Origin of the sequence: Burkholderia sp. HI2761 (assembly GCF_002223355.1) — a bacterium.
GTDB lineage: Bacteria > Pseudomonadota > Gammaproteobacteria > Burkholderiales > Burkholderiaceae > Burkholderia.
The window spans coordinates 601,852-617,245 of record NZ_NKFN01000004.1 but is presented as its reverse complement, the minus strand read 5'-3'; the positions used below and the strand labels follow the sequence as shown (position 1 = coordinate 617,245).

The following is a 15,394-nucleotide window of genomic DNA, read 5'->3' as shown; positions in this document are numbered from 1 at the left end:
CGCACTCAGCGTTCCATTTCATGAACGATAAAGCGCGGGATCTGAACGATCTCTACTACTTCGTGCAGGTCGTCGAACACGGCGGCTTCGCGCCGGCCGGGCGCGCGCTGGACATGCCGAAATCGAAGCTGAGCCGCCGCATCGCGCTGCTCGAGGCGCGGCTCGGGATGCGGCTGATCCAGCGTTCGACGCGCCGCTTCACGGTCACCGACGTCGGCCAGACCTATTACGCGCATTGCCGCGCGATGCTCGTCGAGGCCGACGCCGCCGACGAGGCGATCGCGCTGCTGCACGAGGAGCCACGCGGCATCGTGCGTGTCAGTTGCCCGATCGTGCTGCTCGATTCGCTGGTCGGCACGATGATCGCCGCGTTCATGGCCGCGTGCCCGCGCGTCGAGATCCACCTGGAAGCCACGAACCGGCGCGTCGACGTGGTCGGCGAAGGGATCGACGTCGCGATCCGCGTGCGCCCGCCGCCGCTCGAGGACAGCGATCTCGCGCTGCGCGTGCTCGCCGAGCGCGGCCAGTGCCTCGTCGCGAGCCCCACGCTGCTGCGCGAGCACGGTGTACCGGCCGTTCCCGCCGATCTCGCGCGCCTGCCGAGCCTCGATCACGGCGTGCCGCAGTCCACGCACGTGTGGCGGCTGCGCGGGCCCGACGGCGCGCACGCGGAAATCCATCACCAGCCGCGCTTCGTGACGGGCGGCATGCTCGCGCTGCGCGCGGCGGCCGTCGCAAGCGTCGGCGTCGTGCAATTGCCGACGATGATGGTGCGCGACGAGGTTTCGCGCGGTGAACTGGTCACGGTGCTGCCCGACTGGGCGCCCCGCCGCGAAATCGTGCACGCGGTGTTCGCGTCGCGTCGCGGCCTGCTGCCCGCGGTACGGGCGCTGCTCGACTTTCTGGCCGAGCGGTTCGCCGAACTCGAACCTGACTGAGCGCGCCGCATCGCGCACGACCACGCGCTGCAGACCGCGCGCGCGTGCCGTAGACTGCGGTACGCGCAGTGCGCATTTTTCAACCCCTATCGCTTTCCCGCCATGTTCACGCTGTCCAACGACTCTACCGCCTCCAAGGCCGATCAATACGCGACGCTCGTCGAGCAGGCACGCGCGCTCGTCGAATCCGAACGCGACCTGACCGCGAACGCGGCGAATTTCTCCGCGCTCGTCTATCACTCGCTCGATCGCCTGAACTGGGCCGGCTTCTACTTCTTCGACGGCACCGAGCTCGTGGTGGGGCCGTTCCAGGGCAAGCCCGCGTGCGTGCGGATCGCGCTCGGCAAGGGTGTGTGCGGCACCGCCGCGCAGACGCGCGAGACGCAGGTCGTGCGCGACGTGCACGACTTCCCCGGCCATATCGCGTGCGATGCGGCGTCGGAATCGGAAATCGTCGTGCCGCTGGTGGCCGGCGACGGCACGCTGATCGGCGTATGGGACGTCGACAGCCCGGTCGCCGCGCGCTTCGACGACGAAGACCGCCGGGGCATGGAAGCGCTGTGCCGCGTGTTCGTCGAACACGCTTGGCAGAAGGCGCGCGGTTAAGCGTCGCGCCACAGCGCCGGCCGTCCCAAGCGAAACGGGCCCCGCGAAGGGGCCCGTTTCATCGCAACACCGCGCCGCCGTATGCAGCGCACTGCCGCCGTCAGGCCGCGTGCGTGCCGGAAAGCGCCGCGAATGTTTGCGGCTTCGCATCCTCGGTCAGCACCTCGAAGCCCGTTTCCGTCACCACGACCATGTGCTCCCATTGCGCGGACAGCGAATGGTCCTTCGTAACGACCGTCCAGCCGTCGGCCAGCACGTGCGTATCGCGCTTGCCCGCGTTCAGCATCGGCTCGATCGTGAAGATCATCCCCGGCCGCAGCGGCAGGCCGGTACCCGGGCGACCGTAATGCAGCACCTGCGGTTCGTCGTGATAGACGTCGCCGATGCCGTGCCCGCAATACTCGCGCACTACGCTGAACCCTTCGCGATGGGCGACCTGCTGAATCGCATAGCCGACGTCGCCGAGCGTCGCGCCGGGGCGCACCGCGCGGATGCCGGCATGCATCGCCTCGTAGGTCGCCGCGACGAGCCGCCGTGCGAGTTCGTTCGGTTCGCCGACGAAATACATGCGGCTCGTATCGCCGAACCAGCCGTCCTTGATTACCGCGATGTCGAGGTTCACGATGTCGCCGTCGCGCATCGGCCGCGACGTCGGAATGCCGTGGCAGACCACATGGTTGACCGACGTGCACAGCGTCTTCGGATAGCCGTGGTAGCCGATGTTCGCGGGAATCGCGCCCAACTCGTCGACGATGTATTCGCGGCAGCGCGCATCCAGCTCGTCGGTGGTGACGCCCGGCTTCACGTGCTCGGTGATCATCGTCAGCACCTGCGACGCGAGCTTCGCGGCTTCGCGCGACTTGGCGATTTCCGCGGCGTCGCGGATCGGGATTTCGCGTTTCGCCATTACGCCACCTGCTCGATGTGCTGCGCGACCGGTTCCGCCGGCCCCACGTCGCCGCCACGCGCCTCTGCCTCGATCAACATCTTGCAGATATCGCCGTAGGACAGCGCCGGATTGAGTTCCGCCAGCATCCCGACGCGCAGCCAGTGTTCGGCCTGCGCGTTGATCGAACGGCTCAGCGCCGTGCTCGTCGAGCGCAGCCGTTCATGCATGTGCTCGGAAATCTTGATGATGCCCATATATCCCCAATTAAACGAAACGTAGCTGTTTCGCATATTACGCCGTGCACGACGACGGGGCAAGCCGGTGTGTGCTGCGTCTCGTCCGATCGCACCCGGGAAATACCGTTGACATTGAATTCCAGTTTGCTGGAAAATAAATCCATCATGAAAGAATCAGCGACTACCACGACCGACGATACCGGTATCAACGAGCGCATTGCCCGGCGCGTGCGCGACCTGCGCACCGTTCGAGGCTACACGCTCGACGCGCTGGCCGCGCGTTCCGGCGTCAGCCGTTCGATGATCTCGCTCATCGAACGCGCGTCGGCCAGCCCGACGGCCGTCGTGCTCGACAAGCTCGCGGCCGGCCTCGGCGTGTCGCTGGCGGGGCTTTTCGGCGGCGACCGGGACGACGCGCCCGCGCAGCCGCTGGCCCGCCGCGCGCAGCAGGCCGAATGGCGCGACCCGGCATCCGGCTATGTGCGGCGCAACCTGTCGCCGGCCGGCTGGCCGTCGCCGATCCAGCTCGTCGAGGTCGATTTCCCGCCCGGTGCGCGCGTCGCGTACGACAGCGGCGGGCGCGAAAGCGCGCTGCATCAGCAGGTATGGATCATCAGCGGGCGCGTCGACGTCACGTTGGGCGATGCGCTTCACGAACTGCGCGAAGGTGACTGCCTGGCCATGCGGCTCGACCAGCCGCTGATCTTCAGCAATCCGTCGTCGCATGCCGCGCGCTATGTCGTCGCGATTTGCGATGCATCCGCCGCCGTGCGGAGCGCGTGATGCGCGCGTCGCGTGCGCAACCGATTTAGAGCCAACAGGAAGGAACCCGTATGAACTCCCCGACACAGCGCGACGACGTGCGCCTGATCGATTGCAGCGAGGCCGAACACGCAGCCGCCATTCTCGAGATCCTGAACGACGCGATCGTGAACTCGACGGCACTGTACGACTACCGGCCGCGTCCGCCGGAAGCGATGGTCGCGTGGTTCGCGACGAAGCGCGCGGGCGGCTTTCCGGTCTTCGGCGCCGTCGACGCGGCGGGCACACTGCTCGGCTTCGCGAGCTGGGGTACGTTCCGCGCGTTCCCGGCGTTCAAGTACACGGTCGAACACAGTGTGTACGTGCGCAACGATCAGCGCGGTCGCGGGCTCGGCGAACTGTTGCTGCGCGAAGTGGTGCGGCGTGCGCGCGAAGCGCAGGTACACGTGCTGGTCGGCTGCATCGACGCGACCAATGCCGGAAGCATCGCACTGCATACGAAACTGGGATTCGTGCACTCGGGCACGATCGCCGAGGCGGGATTCAAGTTCGGCCGCTGGCTCGATGCGGCGTTCTATCAGTTGAAGCTCGAGACGCCGGTGCAGCCGGTGGATGGGTGATTGCTTTGCGGGCGGCGCGTGCATCGGGTGCGACGGCCGTAAAGCGGCGCCGGAAAAAGAAAAAGCCCTGATTTCTCAGGGCTTTTTCTCTTCTTACTTGGAGGCGCGAGCCGGAGTCGAACCGGCCTAAACGGCTTTGCAGGCCGCTGCATAACCGCTTTGCTATCGCGCCAAAAGCGGACTGTCCGGATGCCGTGAGGCAAGCGACAGATTTTTATTCGAGGACCGGAAGTCCATCAAATAAAAAGGGAAGCGTGGCTTCCCCATTACCTGGAGCGGGAGACGAGTCTCGAACTCGCGACCTCAACCTTGGCAAGGTTGCGCTCTACCAACTGAGCTACTCCCGCATTGTCCTGCACCTGCAGCGCTTCGCCGTACCACACGCTGCCAGAAAAAATCTGGAGCGGGAGACGAGTCTCGAACTCGCGACCTCAACCTTGGCAAGGTTGCGCTCTACCAACTGAGCTACTCCCGCATATGTCCTGCATCCCGCAGCGCTTTGCCGTACCACACGCTGCCAGAAAAATCTGGAGCGGGAGACGAGTCTCGAACTCGCGACCTCAACCTTGGCAAGGTTGCGCTCTACCAACTGAGCTACTCCCGCGCATTGCTGCGCTACTGCGTCCCCGTCACACATTTACTTCGTCGTGCAGCGGAGAAGCGAGATTATGTCGAAGGCACATTCGTGTGTCAAGGGCTTTTCCAGCCCTTTTTACAAAAACCGCCCCCACATGCGACGCGGATCACGCGCCGCCGCGCTCGCGAATCTGCGGCCATGCGAGCTTCATGTAGTACAGCATCGACCAGATGGTCAGCACCGCGGCGAGATACATCAGCCACTCGCCCCACACGCGCGTATCGATCGTCACGACGCCGAGCGGCAGCGGCCCGTAGAACAGCAGCATCGGAATCGCGACCATCTGGCACGCGGTCTTGAATTTGCCGAGCTGGTTCACCGCGACGCTCTTCGATGCGCCGATCTGCGCCATCCATTCGCGCAGCGCCGAAATCGCGATCTCGCGACCGACGATCACGAGCGCGATCGCCGCGTCGACCCGCGAAATCTGCACGAGGATCAGCAGCGCGGCCGTCACCATCAGCTTGTCCGCTACCGGGTCGAGAAACGCGCCGAACGACGACGTCTGGTTCCACTTGCGGGCGAGGAAGCCGTCGAACCAGTCGGTCAGCGCGGCGAGGATGAAGATCGCCGCCGCCGCGAGATTGCGGTGCGCGCCGCCCATCACCGTGTCCGGCAGATAGAACACGCCGACGACGAGCGGAATCAGCACGATCCGTACCCACGTCAGGAAAATCGGGAAATTGAACGGCATGGCATGCGGGACAGTAAAGGATTCGCAATTGTGCCGTGTCGACCGGCCTGCCACAAGAACGCTGGCAATGCAGCCGGCCGCACGGGCTCGTCAATGAAGCTGCTTGTAGATCTGCTCGGCGAGCGCGTGCGAAATACCTTCGACGCTCGCCAGTTCCTCGACACTCGCGGCCACCACGCCGCGCAACCCGCCGAAGCGCGCGAGCAGCCGCTGCCGGCGCTTCGCGCCGATGCCCTCGAGTTCCTCGAGCCGCGACGTCTGGCGCGCCTTCGCCCGCTTCGCCCGCATGCCGGTGATCGCGAAACGGTGCGCCTCGTCGCGGATCTGTGCGACGAGCATCAGCGCGGCGCTCTCCTTGCCGAGTTCGAGCGGCGCGCGACCGTCCGCGAACACGAGCGTCTCGAGGCCCACCTTGCGCCCCTCGCCTTTCGCGACGCCGACCAGCATCGACGTGTCGAGGCCGAGCTCGGTGAACACCTGCCGCGCGATCTCGACCTGCCCCTTGCCGCCGTCGATCAGCACGATGTTCGGCAGCAGACTCGATGCCTCGGCCTGGCGCGTCGACTCGCCGTCGATGCCGGCCGCTTCGTCGGCGGCCGCCGCCTGCGCGGCCTGTTCCACCATCTTCTCGTAGCGGCGCGTGAGCACCTGCCGCATCGCCGCGTAATCGTCGCCCGGCGTGATGCCCGTGATGTTGTAGCGGCGATATTCGCTCGATTGCATCTTGTGATGGTGATAGACGACGCACGACGCCTGCGTCGCCTCGCCCATCGTATGGCTGATGTCGAAGCATTCGATCCGCAGCGTCGCGAGATCGTCGCTGTCGTAGCTGAGCGTGTCCGCCAGCGCACGCGTGCGCGCCTGTTGCGAGCCCTGCTCGGACAGCAGCCGCGCGAGCGCGAGCCGCGCATTCTGCTCGGCCATCGACAGCCACGCGCGCCGCTGCCCCTGCGGCTGCCGCACGAGCGACACCTTGTGGCCGGCCTGCTCGGACAGCAGTTCCAGCAGGTCGCGGCTCGCGGGCGCATGGCTGACGACGAGCACGGGCGGTACGCGGTTGCCGAGATAGTGCTGCGCGATGAACGCATCGAGCACCTCGGCCTCTACCGACGCCGACGCCGACGCCGACGCCGACGCCGACACCGTGCCGCGCGCGCCGCCGGACTCTTCCACCGGCTGATCGGGCACCGTGTCGGGCGCCGCATCGACCGCCTCCGCCGGCTCGGCCTCTTCACCGAGACCGCCTTCGGCGAGCGTCAGCGCACTTTCGACGTGTGTCGGGAAATACGCTTTGTCCCCGAGGTGCCGGCCGCCGCGCACCATCGCGAGGTTCACGCACACGCGGCCGCCCTGCGCGACGACGGCCAGGACGTCGACGTCGCTGTCGCCGCCGACCTCGATCGCCTGCTGGTGCAGCACCGTCGCGAGCGAGCTCATCTGGTTGCGCACGGCCGCCGCCTGCTCGAATTTCAGCTCGGCCGCGAACGCGTGCATCTTCTGCTCGAGCTCCTTCATCACTTCGGACTGCCGGCCGAGCAGGAACCGCGCGGCGTTCGACACGTCGACCGCGTAATCCTCGTCGGAGATCGCGCCGACGCACGGCGCCGTGCAGCGTCCGATCTGGTGCAGCAGGCACGGCCGCGTGCGGTTGTTGAAAACCGAATCCTCGCAGGTGCGCAACTGGAACACGCGCTGCAGGATCTGGATGCTCTCCCGCACGGCCCACGCGCTCGGGAACGGCCCGAAATACTGGTTCTGCTTGTCGACCGAGCCGCGGTAGTAGGCCATCCGCGGAAAGCGGTGCGCGGTGAGCTTCAGGTACGGATACGATTTGTCGTCGCGAAACAGGATGTTGTAACGCGGCGCGAGCGCCTTGATCAGGTTGTTCTCGAGCAGCAGCGCTTCGGCTTCCGAGCGCGTGACGGTCGTTTCGATGCGCGCGATGCGCGTGACCATCATCGCGATGCGCGGCGACAGTTGCGTCTTGGTGAAATAGCTCGACACGCGCTTTTTCAGGTCGCGCGCCTTGCCGACGTAGAGGACGGCGCCCGCCGTGTCGTAATAGCGATAGACACCCGGCATGTGCGGCAACTGCGCAAGGATCTTCTTCGGTTCGAACGGAATATCGGAGGCTTCTGGGGATGTCATGCGTGATCCGGGCGCCTTGTAACGCGGAACGGGTCTATTAGAATCGCCAGTTTAGAGCATTCACCGGCCCGCTTCGATGCCACGCCTTTCCGCTGCCCCCTTCTCCGCCGTACCGCTCGCGCCGGGCGAACCGATCGCCTGCGACCTCTTCTGCACGGTGATCGACAATTTCGGCGACATCGGCGTGTGCTGGCGCGTCGCGCGCCAGCTCGCGCACGAGCACGGCTGGCAGGTCCGCCTGTTCGTCGACGACCTGCAGACGTTCGCGCGCCTGCTGCCGCAGATCGATCCCGACGCGGCGCGGCAGACGGTCGACGCGATCGTGATCGAGCACTGGCATGCGGAAGTCGGCGACGCGCTGGATATCGCCGACGTCGTGATCGAGGCGTTCGCGTGCGAGCTGCCCGGCGCGTATCTCGCGGCGATGGCGCGGCGCGCGCGGCGCCCCGTGTGGATCAACCTCGAATACCTGAGCGCCGAGGACTGGGTCGCCGATTTCCATTTGCGGCCGTCGCCGCATCCGCGCTACCCGCTGCTGAAGACGTTCTTCTTCCCGGGCCTGTCGGCCGGCACGGGCGGCGTGCCGAAGGAGCGCGACCTCGACGCGCGCCGTACGGCTTTCGACACCGATCCGGCAGCGCGCGCCGCGTGGTGGCAGCGCGCGACCGGCGGTGCGCCGCCGGCGCCCGGCACGACGGTCGTCAGCCTGTTCGCGTACGAGAACCCGGCCGTCGACGCGCTGCTCGCGCAGTGGCGCGACGGCCCGTCCCCGGTCGTCGCGCTCGTGCCGGTTGGGCGCCTGTCGCCCGCCGTCGCGCGTTTTTTCGGGGTCGAATCGTTCGCCGCGGGCGCACAGGCGCGCAGCGGTAACCTGAGCGCCCATGGCCTCGCGTTCGTTCCGCAGGCCGACTACGACCCACTGCTGTGGATCGCCGATTTCAATTTCGTGCGCGGCGAGGATTCGTTCGTCCGCGCGCAGTGGGCGCGCAAGCCGTTCGCGTGGCACATCTACCCGCAGGCCGACGACGTGCACCTGCCGAAGCTCGACGCCGCGCTCGCGCACCTATCGGCCGGTCTCGCCGATGCACCGCGGGCGGCGCTGGAGCGGTTCTGGCATGCATGGAACGGCGCCGGCACGCCCGACTGGACCGATTTCTGGCAGCACCGCGCCGCGCTGGACGCCAATGCGACCCGCTGGGCCGACGCGCTCGCGGCCGTCGGCGATCTCGCCGGAAAGCTGGCGGAATACGCAAAATCTCAGTTAAAATAAGCGGTTATCCGACGGCTGACCATGCAAGCGCTCGCGTTTGAGCTTTGGGGCGCCTGCCGGAACGCATCTGCTTGGCGCCTCACCCGTTGTGCACCGCTCAGGCACCTATTTATTTGATTTGATCAGGACAGTTTTTTATGAAAACCGCACAGGAACTCCGCGTAGGCAACGTCGTGCAGATCGGCAGCGAAGCATGGGTCATCGCAAAGGCGGAATACAACAAGTCGGGTCGTAACTCGGCCGTCGTCAAGATGAAGATGAAGAACCTGCTGTCGAACGCAGGTCAGGAATCGGTCTACAAGGCTGACGACAAGTTCGAAGTCGTCGTGCTCGACCGCAAGGAAGTGACGTACTCGTACTTCGCCGATCCGATGTACGTGTTCATGGACGCCGACTACAACCAGTACGAAGTCGAAGCCGAAATGATGGGCGAAGCGCTGAACTACCTCGAAGACGGCATGGCTTGCGAAGTCGTGTTCTACAACGAGAAGGCCATCTCGGTCGAACTGCCGACGGTCCTCGTTCGCGAAATCACCTACACGGAACCGGCCGTCAAGGGCGACACGTCGTCGGGCAAGGTGCTGAAGAACGCGAAGCTGGCGACCGGCTTCGAACTGCAAGTGCCGCTGTTCTGCAACACCGGCGACAAGATCGAAATCGATACGCGCACGAACGAATACCGCAGCCGCGCGTAATCGTCAGCGATAGCCGCATCGAACAAAGCGCCCTTCGGGGCGCTTTTTGTTTGTCCGGCGCCAACAGCTGCCACAAGTTGGAGCCATAAGCAGCACAAAAGCCACCGGTAAAGATATTCAATTTGTATCATCGGTAACTGTTTTATAGCGGCGGAGAAATAATGCGCGTGGCGCGTTCGGCGGGGCATAAAATCAATCTTTAATCCGACATGCGGCTGCGGTCCGCTGGCCGACAGCCCGCCTCTCTTGACTCGACTCGCGTCCACCATGCCACACGCCCTGATTGTCGAAGACGATCCCAACAGCCTGTCAGGCCTCACCGCACTGCTCGCCGCAGACGGCTTCTCGGTCGACACGGCCACGTCGCTCGCCGAAGCGCGCACGGCGCTCGGCCGCTCGATTCCCGACGTCGTGCTCGTCGACCTGAACCTGCCGGACGGCAGCGGCTTCGACCTGCTCCAGCACCTGCCGCAGCAACAGCCGAACGGCTCGCTGCCGGTGATCGTGCTGACGGGCAACGCGACGGTCGAGAGCGCCATCGAGGGCCTGCGCCACGGCATCTGGGACTACCTGCTGAAGCCGATCAACATTCCGCGCCTGCGCAGCCTGCTCGCGCGGATCCCCCGCCCGTACGAACTGATCGACGAAGTGCAGTCGCTGCGCGCGTCGCTGCGCCATCTCGGCCGCTTCGGCGCGCTGGTGGGCCGCAGCGACGCGATGCAGCACGTGTACGACATGATCGAACACAATGCCCGCACCGAAACGGCCGTGTTGTTCTCGGGCGAAGCCGGCACCGGCAAGAAGCTGGCGGCGCGCACGCTGCACGAACTGAGCCGGCGCCGCAAGGGGCCGTTCGTCTCGTTCGACTGCCGCATGCTCGCGCAGGCCGGCCGGCACGGCGCCTCGCTCGACAGCGTGCTGTTCGGCCATGAACGCGGTGCGTTCGACGGCGCCGAGCGCCGCGAATCGGGCCTGTTCGAGCAGGCCGGCGGCGGCACGCTGTTCCTCGACGAAATCACCGCGCTGCCGCTCGTGCTGCAGGAAGCGCTGCTGCACGCGCTCGATTCGCAGAACTTCATGCGGATCGGCGGCACGAGCTCGATCACCAGCGATTTCCGGCTGATCGCGGCCACGCGCCGTCCGGCGCGCGAAGCGGTGGCGAACGGCACGCTGCGCGAGGATCTGTGGCTGCGCCTCGACGCGGCGTCGATCACGATGCCGCCGCTGCGCGAGCGCGACGGCGACGCGCTCGCGATCGCGGACGCGCAGATCGACGAACTGAACCGCGAAGCGCGCGCAACCGGCCGCAGCACGACCGACAAGCGGGCGGCGCCGGGCTTCGTGCGCGAATGCCTGTCCTACGAATGGCCGGGCAACGTGCGCGAGCTGCAGGAACGCGTGCGCTTCGCGTACGACGCGTCGGGCGACTTCATCGAGACGCTGCGCGCGGGCGAGCCCAGCTTCTCCGCCGGCGCCGCGCTGAACGGCAGCAGTGTGCAGATCAAGGTCGGCACGCCGCTGTCCGACGTCGAGGATCTGCTGATCCGCGCGACGCTCGACGCGGTCGGCGGTACGCGCCACCGTGCGGCCACGCTACTCGGCATCAGTCCGAAGACGCTGTACAACAAGCTGCAGCGGATGAAGGTGAACTAAACGGGCGGCCCTGAATACGGGCGCTGGTCGGATTCGACCGTTAGTTGCGTACAAGTCCGTTCCAGCGACTACCCGAATCGGGCTGTCGCAATCCGTAAAAAAAGCCGCGCTTGTTGCGCGGCTTTTCGTTTGGAGCGACCGAAACGGCGCGACTCGCGCCGTCCCTGCCCGCTTACGCCAGCGCGCTGCTCAACAGCGCCTGCGCCTGCAGATACTCGGGCTGCGCGATCAGCTTCTCCCACTTGAGCGCCTTGCCACGCGCGCGCATCCGCTTGATGCGCCGCACCGACTCGGCCGAGGCCCGCGCCTTCAATCCGTTCAGCACGACTTCGGCCGCGTCCGGCTGGTTGCAGACGAGCACCATGTCGCAACCGGCGGCGAGCGCGGCATCGGCTGCCTGCGTGAGCGTGCCGCCTTCGCGAGCCGCTTCCATCGACAGGTCGTCGCTGAAGATCGCGCCCGTGAAGCCGAGCTTCCCGCGCAGGATGTCCTGCAACCATACGCGCGAGAACCCGGCCGGCCGCTTGTCGACCTGCGTGTAGATCACGTGCGCCGGAATCACCGCGGCCAGCGACAGCCCGAGCCAGTCGTACGGCGCGACGTCCTGCTCGAGGATCGCCTCGAGCGTGCGGTCGTCGGTCGGCAACGCGACGTGCGAATCGGCCTCCGCGAAGCCGTGCCCGGGGAAATGCTTGCCGCAGTTCGCCATGCCCGCGAGCGACAGCCCGTGGTTCAGGCTCTTCGCGAGCAGCGTGACGACGCGCGGGTCGCGATGGAACGCGCGATCGCCGATCACCTTCGAGTGCCCGTAGTCGAGATCGAGCACGGGCGTGAAGCTCATGTCGATCCCGCACGCGCGCAATTCGGCAGCCAGGATGTAGCCGACGGCGGTCGCGACCTTCGTCGCGAGCAGCACGTCGCGATCCCACAGTTCGCCGAGGCGGCGCATCGCGGGCAGCACCGTGAAGCCGTCGGTGCGGAACCGCTGCACACGTCCGCCTTCGTGATCGACGGCGATCAGGATGTCTTCGCGCACCGCGCGGATCGAGTCGGTCAGCGCGGTCAGTTGTGCACGATTCTGGAAGTGCCGCGCGAACAGGATCACGCCGCCGGTATTCGGATGCGCGAGGCGCCGCGCATCGTCGCGCGACAGGGTCGTGCCGACGACGTCGAGCATGACCGGGCCGGGAGTCGTTTTCATCGAATCGGGAATTCCGTCAGGAGGAGGTTCGGGAAACAGGTGCGGGGGCAGGCGCGGCGTCCGTTTCGGCGACCACGAACGACACCGCGTAGTCGCGTTCGTCGCTGACCGTCACGCGCGCCGTGATGCCGCGCGCGGCCAGCCATTCGGCCAGCTCGCCCGATGCGACCACGTACGGCTCGCCGCTTGGATGGTTGAGCGTCTGCAGTGCGCGCCACGTCATCGGCCAGTGCATGCCGAGCCCGATCGCCTTCGAGAACGCTTCCTTCGCGGAGAAGCGCGTCGCGAGAAACGCGATGCCGCGCGCCTCGGAGCGGGCGCGCCGGGCGTGGAACACGCGCAGTTCGTCGGGGCCGAGCACTTTCTCGGCAAACCGGCCGCCCGTGCGTTCGAGCACGGCCGCGACGCGGCTCACCTGCGCGATGTCGGTACCGATACCGTAGATCGCCATGTCAGTCTCCGCCGGGGTGGCCCGGCAAGGCCAGATCAAGTGTGTCGCAAACGGCGTGCGGGGCGCGGCGGCATCGCATCGTCAGCGCGCGCCGCCATGCAGCGCGGCGACGCGTGCGGCCACCATGATCGCCTTCATCTCGCGCACCGCATTGTCCCAGCCCGCGAAGATGGCATGCGCGACGATCGCGTGACCGATGTTCAGTTCGACGATGCCGTCGATCGCGGCAATCTGCTGCACGTTCGTGTAGTGCAGCCCGTGCCCCGCATTGACCTTCAGGCCAAGCTGCGCGCCGGCCTGCACGCCCGCGACGATACGCTCGTATTCGCGCTGCTGCTCCGCTTCGTCGTGCGCTTCGGCGTAGCGGCCCGTATGCAGCTCGATCACCGGCGCGCCCGCTTCGTGCGCGGCGCGGATCTGCGTGTCGTCCGGGTCGATGAACAGCGACACGCGCACGCCCACGTCGGCGAGTTGCTTGCACGCCGCGCGCACGGCCTCGAAGTGGCCGGCGACGTCGAGACCGCCTTCGGTCGTCAGTTCCGCGCGCTTCTCCGGCACGAGGCACGCATCGTGCGGACGCACTTCGCACGCGATGTCGAGCATCTCGGCCGTCACCGCGCATTCGAGGTTCATGCGCGTTTTCAGCAGCGGGCGCAGCTCGCGCACGTCGGCGTCGACGATGTGACGACGATCCTCGCGCAGGTGCAGCGTGATCGCGTCCGCGCCCGCCTCTTCGGCGGCGAGCGCCGCGCGGATCGGATCGGGATAGCGCGTGCCGCGCACATTGCGCAGCGTCGCGACGTGGTCGATGTTCACACCGAGGTCGATGGCGGTGGGCGTTGTCAGGAAGAAGCTCATAGGTTTTGCAGGTCGATCAGGATCTGGCGCGTGGCGAGCGGCGTACCGCCGAGATAGGTGTTCAGCAGGAAGCGCATCAGCGTCTTGCTCTGCGCAACCGTCTGGGCTCGATGGTAATCGTCCTGCTCCATGTCGAGCAACGTCTGCCCGGTGACGACCGGCCAGTGCGACGGCACGTCGTCGTCCGCATTGCGCACGCCGCGCTCGGGATCGAACACGTACCGGCGCTCGGGTTCGACCGCGCGGCGCGCGGCCGTGCGGTTCAGCGCCATCGCATAGCCGGTCTCGCGCAGCAGCACGCGCTCGAACGAGCGCAGCACCTGCACCGCCGGCTCGCCGTGCGCGAGGCGCGTGAGGGTCAGCACGTAATGATTGAACAGCGGCGGCTGGGGATCCTCGCGCGCGCAGAATTTCACGAGCAGCTCGTTCGCATAGAAACCGCACAACAGCCCGTCGCCGCCGAGCGGCAGCATTCCGCCGACCCACTCGGCGCCCGTCAGCGTGCGCACCTCGGATTTGCCGGACCACGACAGCAGCAGCGGCTGGAAGGTCTGCAATACGCCGCGCAACGCCGAGTGCGGGCGCTTCGCGCCCTTCGCGACGAGCGCGAGCCGGCCGTGGTCGCGCGTCAGCACGTCGACGATCAGGCTCGTTTCCCGGTATGGATAGCTGTGCAGCACGAACGCCGGCTGTTCGGCGACGCGGAAATCGGACGTGCGAGACGTCGCGCGCCGCGCCTTGCGCGGCGGTTCGGGCGGTGCCGGCAGCGGCGCGTCGTTCGCGCCGGCCGTCACCGCGTCTTCGGTCGACGTCAGTGCGTCATTCGTACCCATAGGCACGCAGCCCCGCCTCGTTGTCGGCCCAACCGCTCTTCACCTTCACGAAGGTCTCGAGGTACACGGGGCCGTCGAACAGCTTCTCCATGTCCATCCGCGCCTCGGTGCTGATCTGCTTGAGCTTCTCGCCTTTCTTGCCGATCACCATCGCCTTGTGCGAATCGCGCTCGACGAGGATCGTCGCGAAGATGCGCTTCAGGCGGCCCTCCTCCTCGAACTTGTCGATCAGCACGGTGCTCGTGTACGGCAGTTCGTCGCCGGTCCAGCGGAATACCTTCTCGCGCAGGATTTCGGCCGCGAGAAAGCGCGAGCTGCGATCGGTCAGTTCGTCCTCGCCGTAGATCGGCTCGCCTTCCGGCAGGTACGGCTTGATCGTGTCCAGCAGGCGCTTGATGTCTTCCGGCCGCTGCGCCGACAGCGGCACGAGCTCGGTGAATTCGCGCAGCCCGCTCACCTTCTGCATGAACGGGAACAGCGACGCCTTGTCGTTCACGCGGTCGATCTTGTTCGCGATCAACAGCGTCGGCATGCCGGGCGGGATCAGGTCGAGCACCTTCTGGTCGTCGGGCCCGAAGCGGCCAGCCTCGATCACGAACAGGATCACGTCGACCGACGTCAGCGTCGACGTGACCGCGCGGTTCAGCGAACGGTTCAGCGCGGTGCTGTGACGGGTCTGGAAGCCGGGCGTGTCGACGAACACGAATTGCGCGTCGTCGAACGTGTTGATGCCGGTGATACGGTGGCGGGTCGTCTGCGCCTTGCGCGACGTGATGCTGATCTTCTGGCCGACGAGTGCGTTCATCAACGTCGACTTGCCGACGTTCGGGCGGCCCACGATCGCGATCATGCCGCAACGGAAACCGGTAGGAGCGGGAGTGTTCATATCGTTTGGGAGACAGG

General features: G+C 66.5%; 16 protein-coding genes and 4 tRNA genes. 7 read left to right on the top strand and 13 right to left on the bottom strand.

Annotated features, from left to right (window positions below; genetic code table 11):
* The first annotated feature begins 20 nt into the window (after nucleotides 1–20).
* Together CFB46_RS09605 and CFB46_RS09600 are read left to right on the top strand one after the other, a co-directional pair.
* The gene (locus CFB46_RS09605) at nucleotides 21–938 is read left to right on the top strand and encodes a LysR family transcriptional regulator (protein WP_027783952.1); all 918 of its coding nucleotides are present in this window, start codon (nucleotides 21–23) and stop codon (nucleotides 936–938) included.
* A gap of 102 nt (nucleotides 939–1,040) precedes the next feature.
* A complete protein-coding gene (locus CFB46_RS09600) occupies nucleotides 1,041–1,544 on the top strand; it encodes a GAF domain-containing protein (RefSeq protein WP_027783951.1) in 504 nt (167 codons plus the stop codon).
* Nucleotides 1,545–1,644: 100 nt separating this feature from the next.
* Here the strand turns inward: CFB46_RS09600 and map are convergent, their stop codons facing one another.
* Nucleotides 1,645–2,451 carry a type I methionyl aminopeptidase gene (gene map / locus CFB46_RS09595; RefSeq protein WP_089499845.1) on the bottom strand — a complete coding sequence of 269 codons (807 nt, stop codon included), beginning with the start codon at nucleotides 2,449–2,451 and terminating at the stop codon, nucleotides 1,645–1,647.
* On the bottom strand, nucleotides 2,451–2,687 hold the full coding sequence (locus tag CFB46_RS09590) for a ParD-like family protein (protein WP_027783949.1): 237 nt from the start codon (nucleotides 2,685–2,687) through the stop codon (nucleotides 2,451–2,453). The genes map and CFB46_RS09590 overlap by 1 nt, the downstream gene beginning before the upstream one ends.
* Before the next feature lie 147 nt (nucleotides 2,688–2,834).
* Between CFB46_RS09590 and CFB46_RS09585 the strand changes: the two genes are divergently transcribed.
* The gene (locus tag CFB46_RS09585; RefSeq protein ID WP_089499844.1) at nucleotides 2,835–3,452 is read left to right on the top strand and encodes a helix-turn-helix domain-containing protein; all 618 of its coding nucleotides are present in this window, start codon (nucleotides 2,835–2,837) and stop codon (nucleotides 3,450–3,452) included.
* Nucleotides 3,453–3,502: 50 nt separating this feature from the next.
* Nucleotides 3,503–4,051: a GNAT family N-acetyltransferase gene (locus tag CFB46_RS09580; protein ID WP_089499843.1), complete on the top strand. Its 549-nt coding sequence runs from the start codon at nucleotides 3,503–3,505 to the stop codon at nucleotides 4,049–4,051.
* A 98-nt stretch (nucleotides 4,052–4,149) separates the two neighbouring features.
* Here the strand turns inward: CFB46_RS09580 and CFB46_RS09575 are convergent.
* The 6 genes from CFB46_RS09575 to uvrC all read right to left on the bottom strand — a co-directional run bounded on the left by CFB46_RS09575 (nucleotide 4,150) and on the right by uvrC (nucleotide 7,530).
* Nucleotides 4,150–4,223, bottom strand: a tRNA-Cys gene (locus CFB46_RS09575).
* Nucleotides 4,224–4,322: 99 nt separating this feature from the next.
* Nucleotides 4,323–4,398: transfer RNA gene (locus CFB46_RS09570), tRNA-Gly, on the bottom strand.
* A gap of 52 nt (nucleotides 4,399–4,450) precedes the next feature.
* Nucleotides 4,451–4,526, bottom strand: a tRNA-Gly gene (locus tag CFB46_RS09565).
* Nucleotides 4,527–4,579: 53 nt separating this feature from the next.
* Nucleotides 4,580–4,655, bottom strand: a tRNA-Gly gene (locus CFB46_RS09560).
* A gap of 139 nt (nucleotides 4,656–4,794) precedes the next feature.
* Nucleotides 4,795–5,382 carry a CDP-diacylglycerol--glycerol-3-phosphate 3-phosphatidyltransferase gene (gene pgsA / locus CFB46_RS09555; protein WP_011544951.1) on the bottom strand — a complete coding sequence of 196 codons (588 nt, stop codon included), beginning with the start codon at nucleotides 5,380–5,382 and terminating at the stop codon, nucleotides 4,795–4,797.
* A gap of 90 nt (nucleotides 5,383–5,472) precedes the next feature.
* Nucleotides 5,473–7,530 carry an excinuclease ABC subunit UvrC gene (gene uvrC / locus CFB46_RS09550; RefSeq protein ID WP_089499842.1) on the bottom strand — a complete coding sequence of 686 codons (2,058 nt, stop codon included), beginning with the start codon at nucleotides 7,528–7,530 and terminating at the stop codon, nucleotides 5,473–5,475.
* A 76-nt stretch (nucleotides 7,531–7,606) separates the two neighbouring features.
* Between uvrC and earP the strand changes: the two genes are divergently transcribed.
* The 3 genes from earP to CFB46_RS09535 all read left to right on the top strand — a co-directional run bounded on the left by earP (nucleotide 7,607) and on the right by CFB46_RS09535 (nucleotide 11,148).
* Nucleotides 7,607–8,800: an elongation factor P maturation arginine rhamnosyltransferase EarP gene (gene earP / locus CFB46_RS09545; protein ID WP_089499841.1), complete on the top strand. Its 1,194-nt coding sequence runs from the start codon at nucleotides 7,607–7,609 to the stop codon at nucleotides 8,798–8,800.
* Between the two features lie 137 nt (nucleotides 8,801–8,937).
* Complete coding sequence (gene efp, locus CFB46_RS09540; protein WP_006476487.1) at nucleotides 8,938–9,495, top strand: elongation factor P; 558 nt, start codon at nucleotides 8,938–8,940, stop codon at nucleotides 9,493–9,495.
* 267 nt (nucleotides 9,496–9,762) lie between these two features.
* Nucleotides 9,763–11,148, top strand: coding sequence for a sigma-54-dependent transcriptional regulator (locus CFB46_RS09535; RefSeq protein ID WP_089499840.1), 1,386 nt, complete (start codon nucleotides 9,763–9,765; stop codon nucleotides 11,146–11,148).
* Between the two features lie 172 nt (nucleotides 11,149–11,320).
* Here CFB46_RS09535 and nagZ read toward each other — a convergent pair whose 3' ends face one another.
* From nagZ to era, 5 genes are all read right to left on the bottom strand, one after another.
* The gene (gene nagZ, locus CFB46_RS09530; protein WP_089499839.1) at nucleotides 11,321–12,349 is read right to left on the bottom strand and encodes a beta-N-acetylhexosaminidase; all 1,029 of its coding nucleotides are present in this window, start codon (nucleotides 12,347–12,349) and stop codon (nucleotides 11,321–11,323) included.
* A gap of 16 nt (nucleotides 12,350–12,365) precedes the next feature.
* Entirely contained in the window at nucleotides 12,366–12,800 is a 435-nt protein-coding gene (acpS, locus tag CFB46_RS09525) for a holo-ACP synthase (RefSeq protein WP_027783943.1), read from the bottom strand.
* 81 nt (nucleotides 12,801–12,881) lie between these two features.
* Nucleotides 12,882–13,658, bottom strand: a complete 777-nt coding sequence (gene pdxJ, locus CFB46_RS09520) for a pyridoxine 5'-phosphate synthase (protein ID WP_089499838.1) — start codon at nucleotides 13,656–13,658, stop codon at nucleotides 12,882–12,884.
* Nucleotides 13,655–14,491, bottom strand: coding sequence for a DNA repair protein RecO (gene recO / locus CFB46_RS09515; RefSeq protein WP_027783941.1), 837 nt, complete (start codon nucleotides 14,489–14,491; stop codon nucleotides 13,655–13,657). Before recO ends, pdxJ begins: the two co-directional genes overlap by 4 nt.
* On the bottom strand, nucleotides 14,478–15,377 hold the full coding sequence (gene era, locus CFB46_RS09510) for a GTPase Era (RefSeq protein WP_027783940.1): 900 nt from the start codon (nucleotides 15,375–15,377) through the stop codon (nucleotides 14,478–14,480). The genes recO and era overlap by 14 nt, the downstream gene beginning before the upstream one ends.
* Nucleotides 15,378–15,394 lie beyond the last annotated feature (17 nt).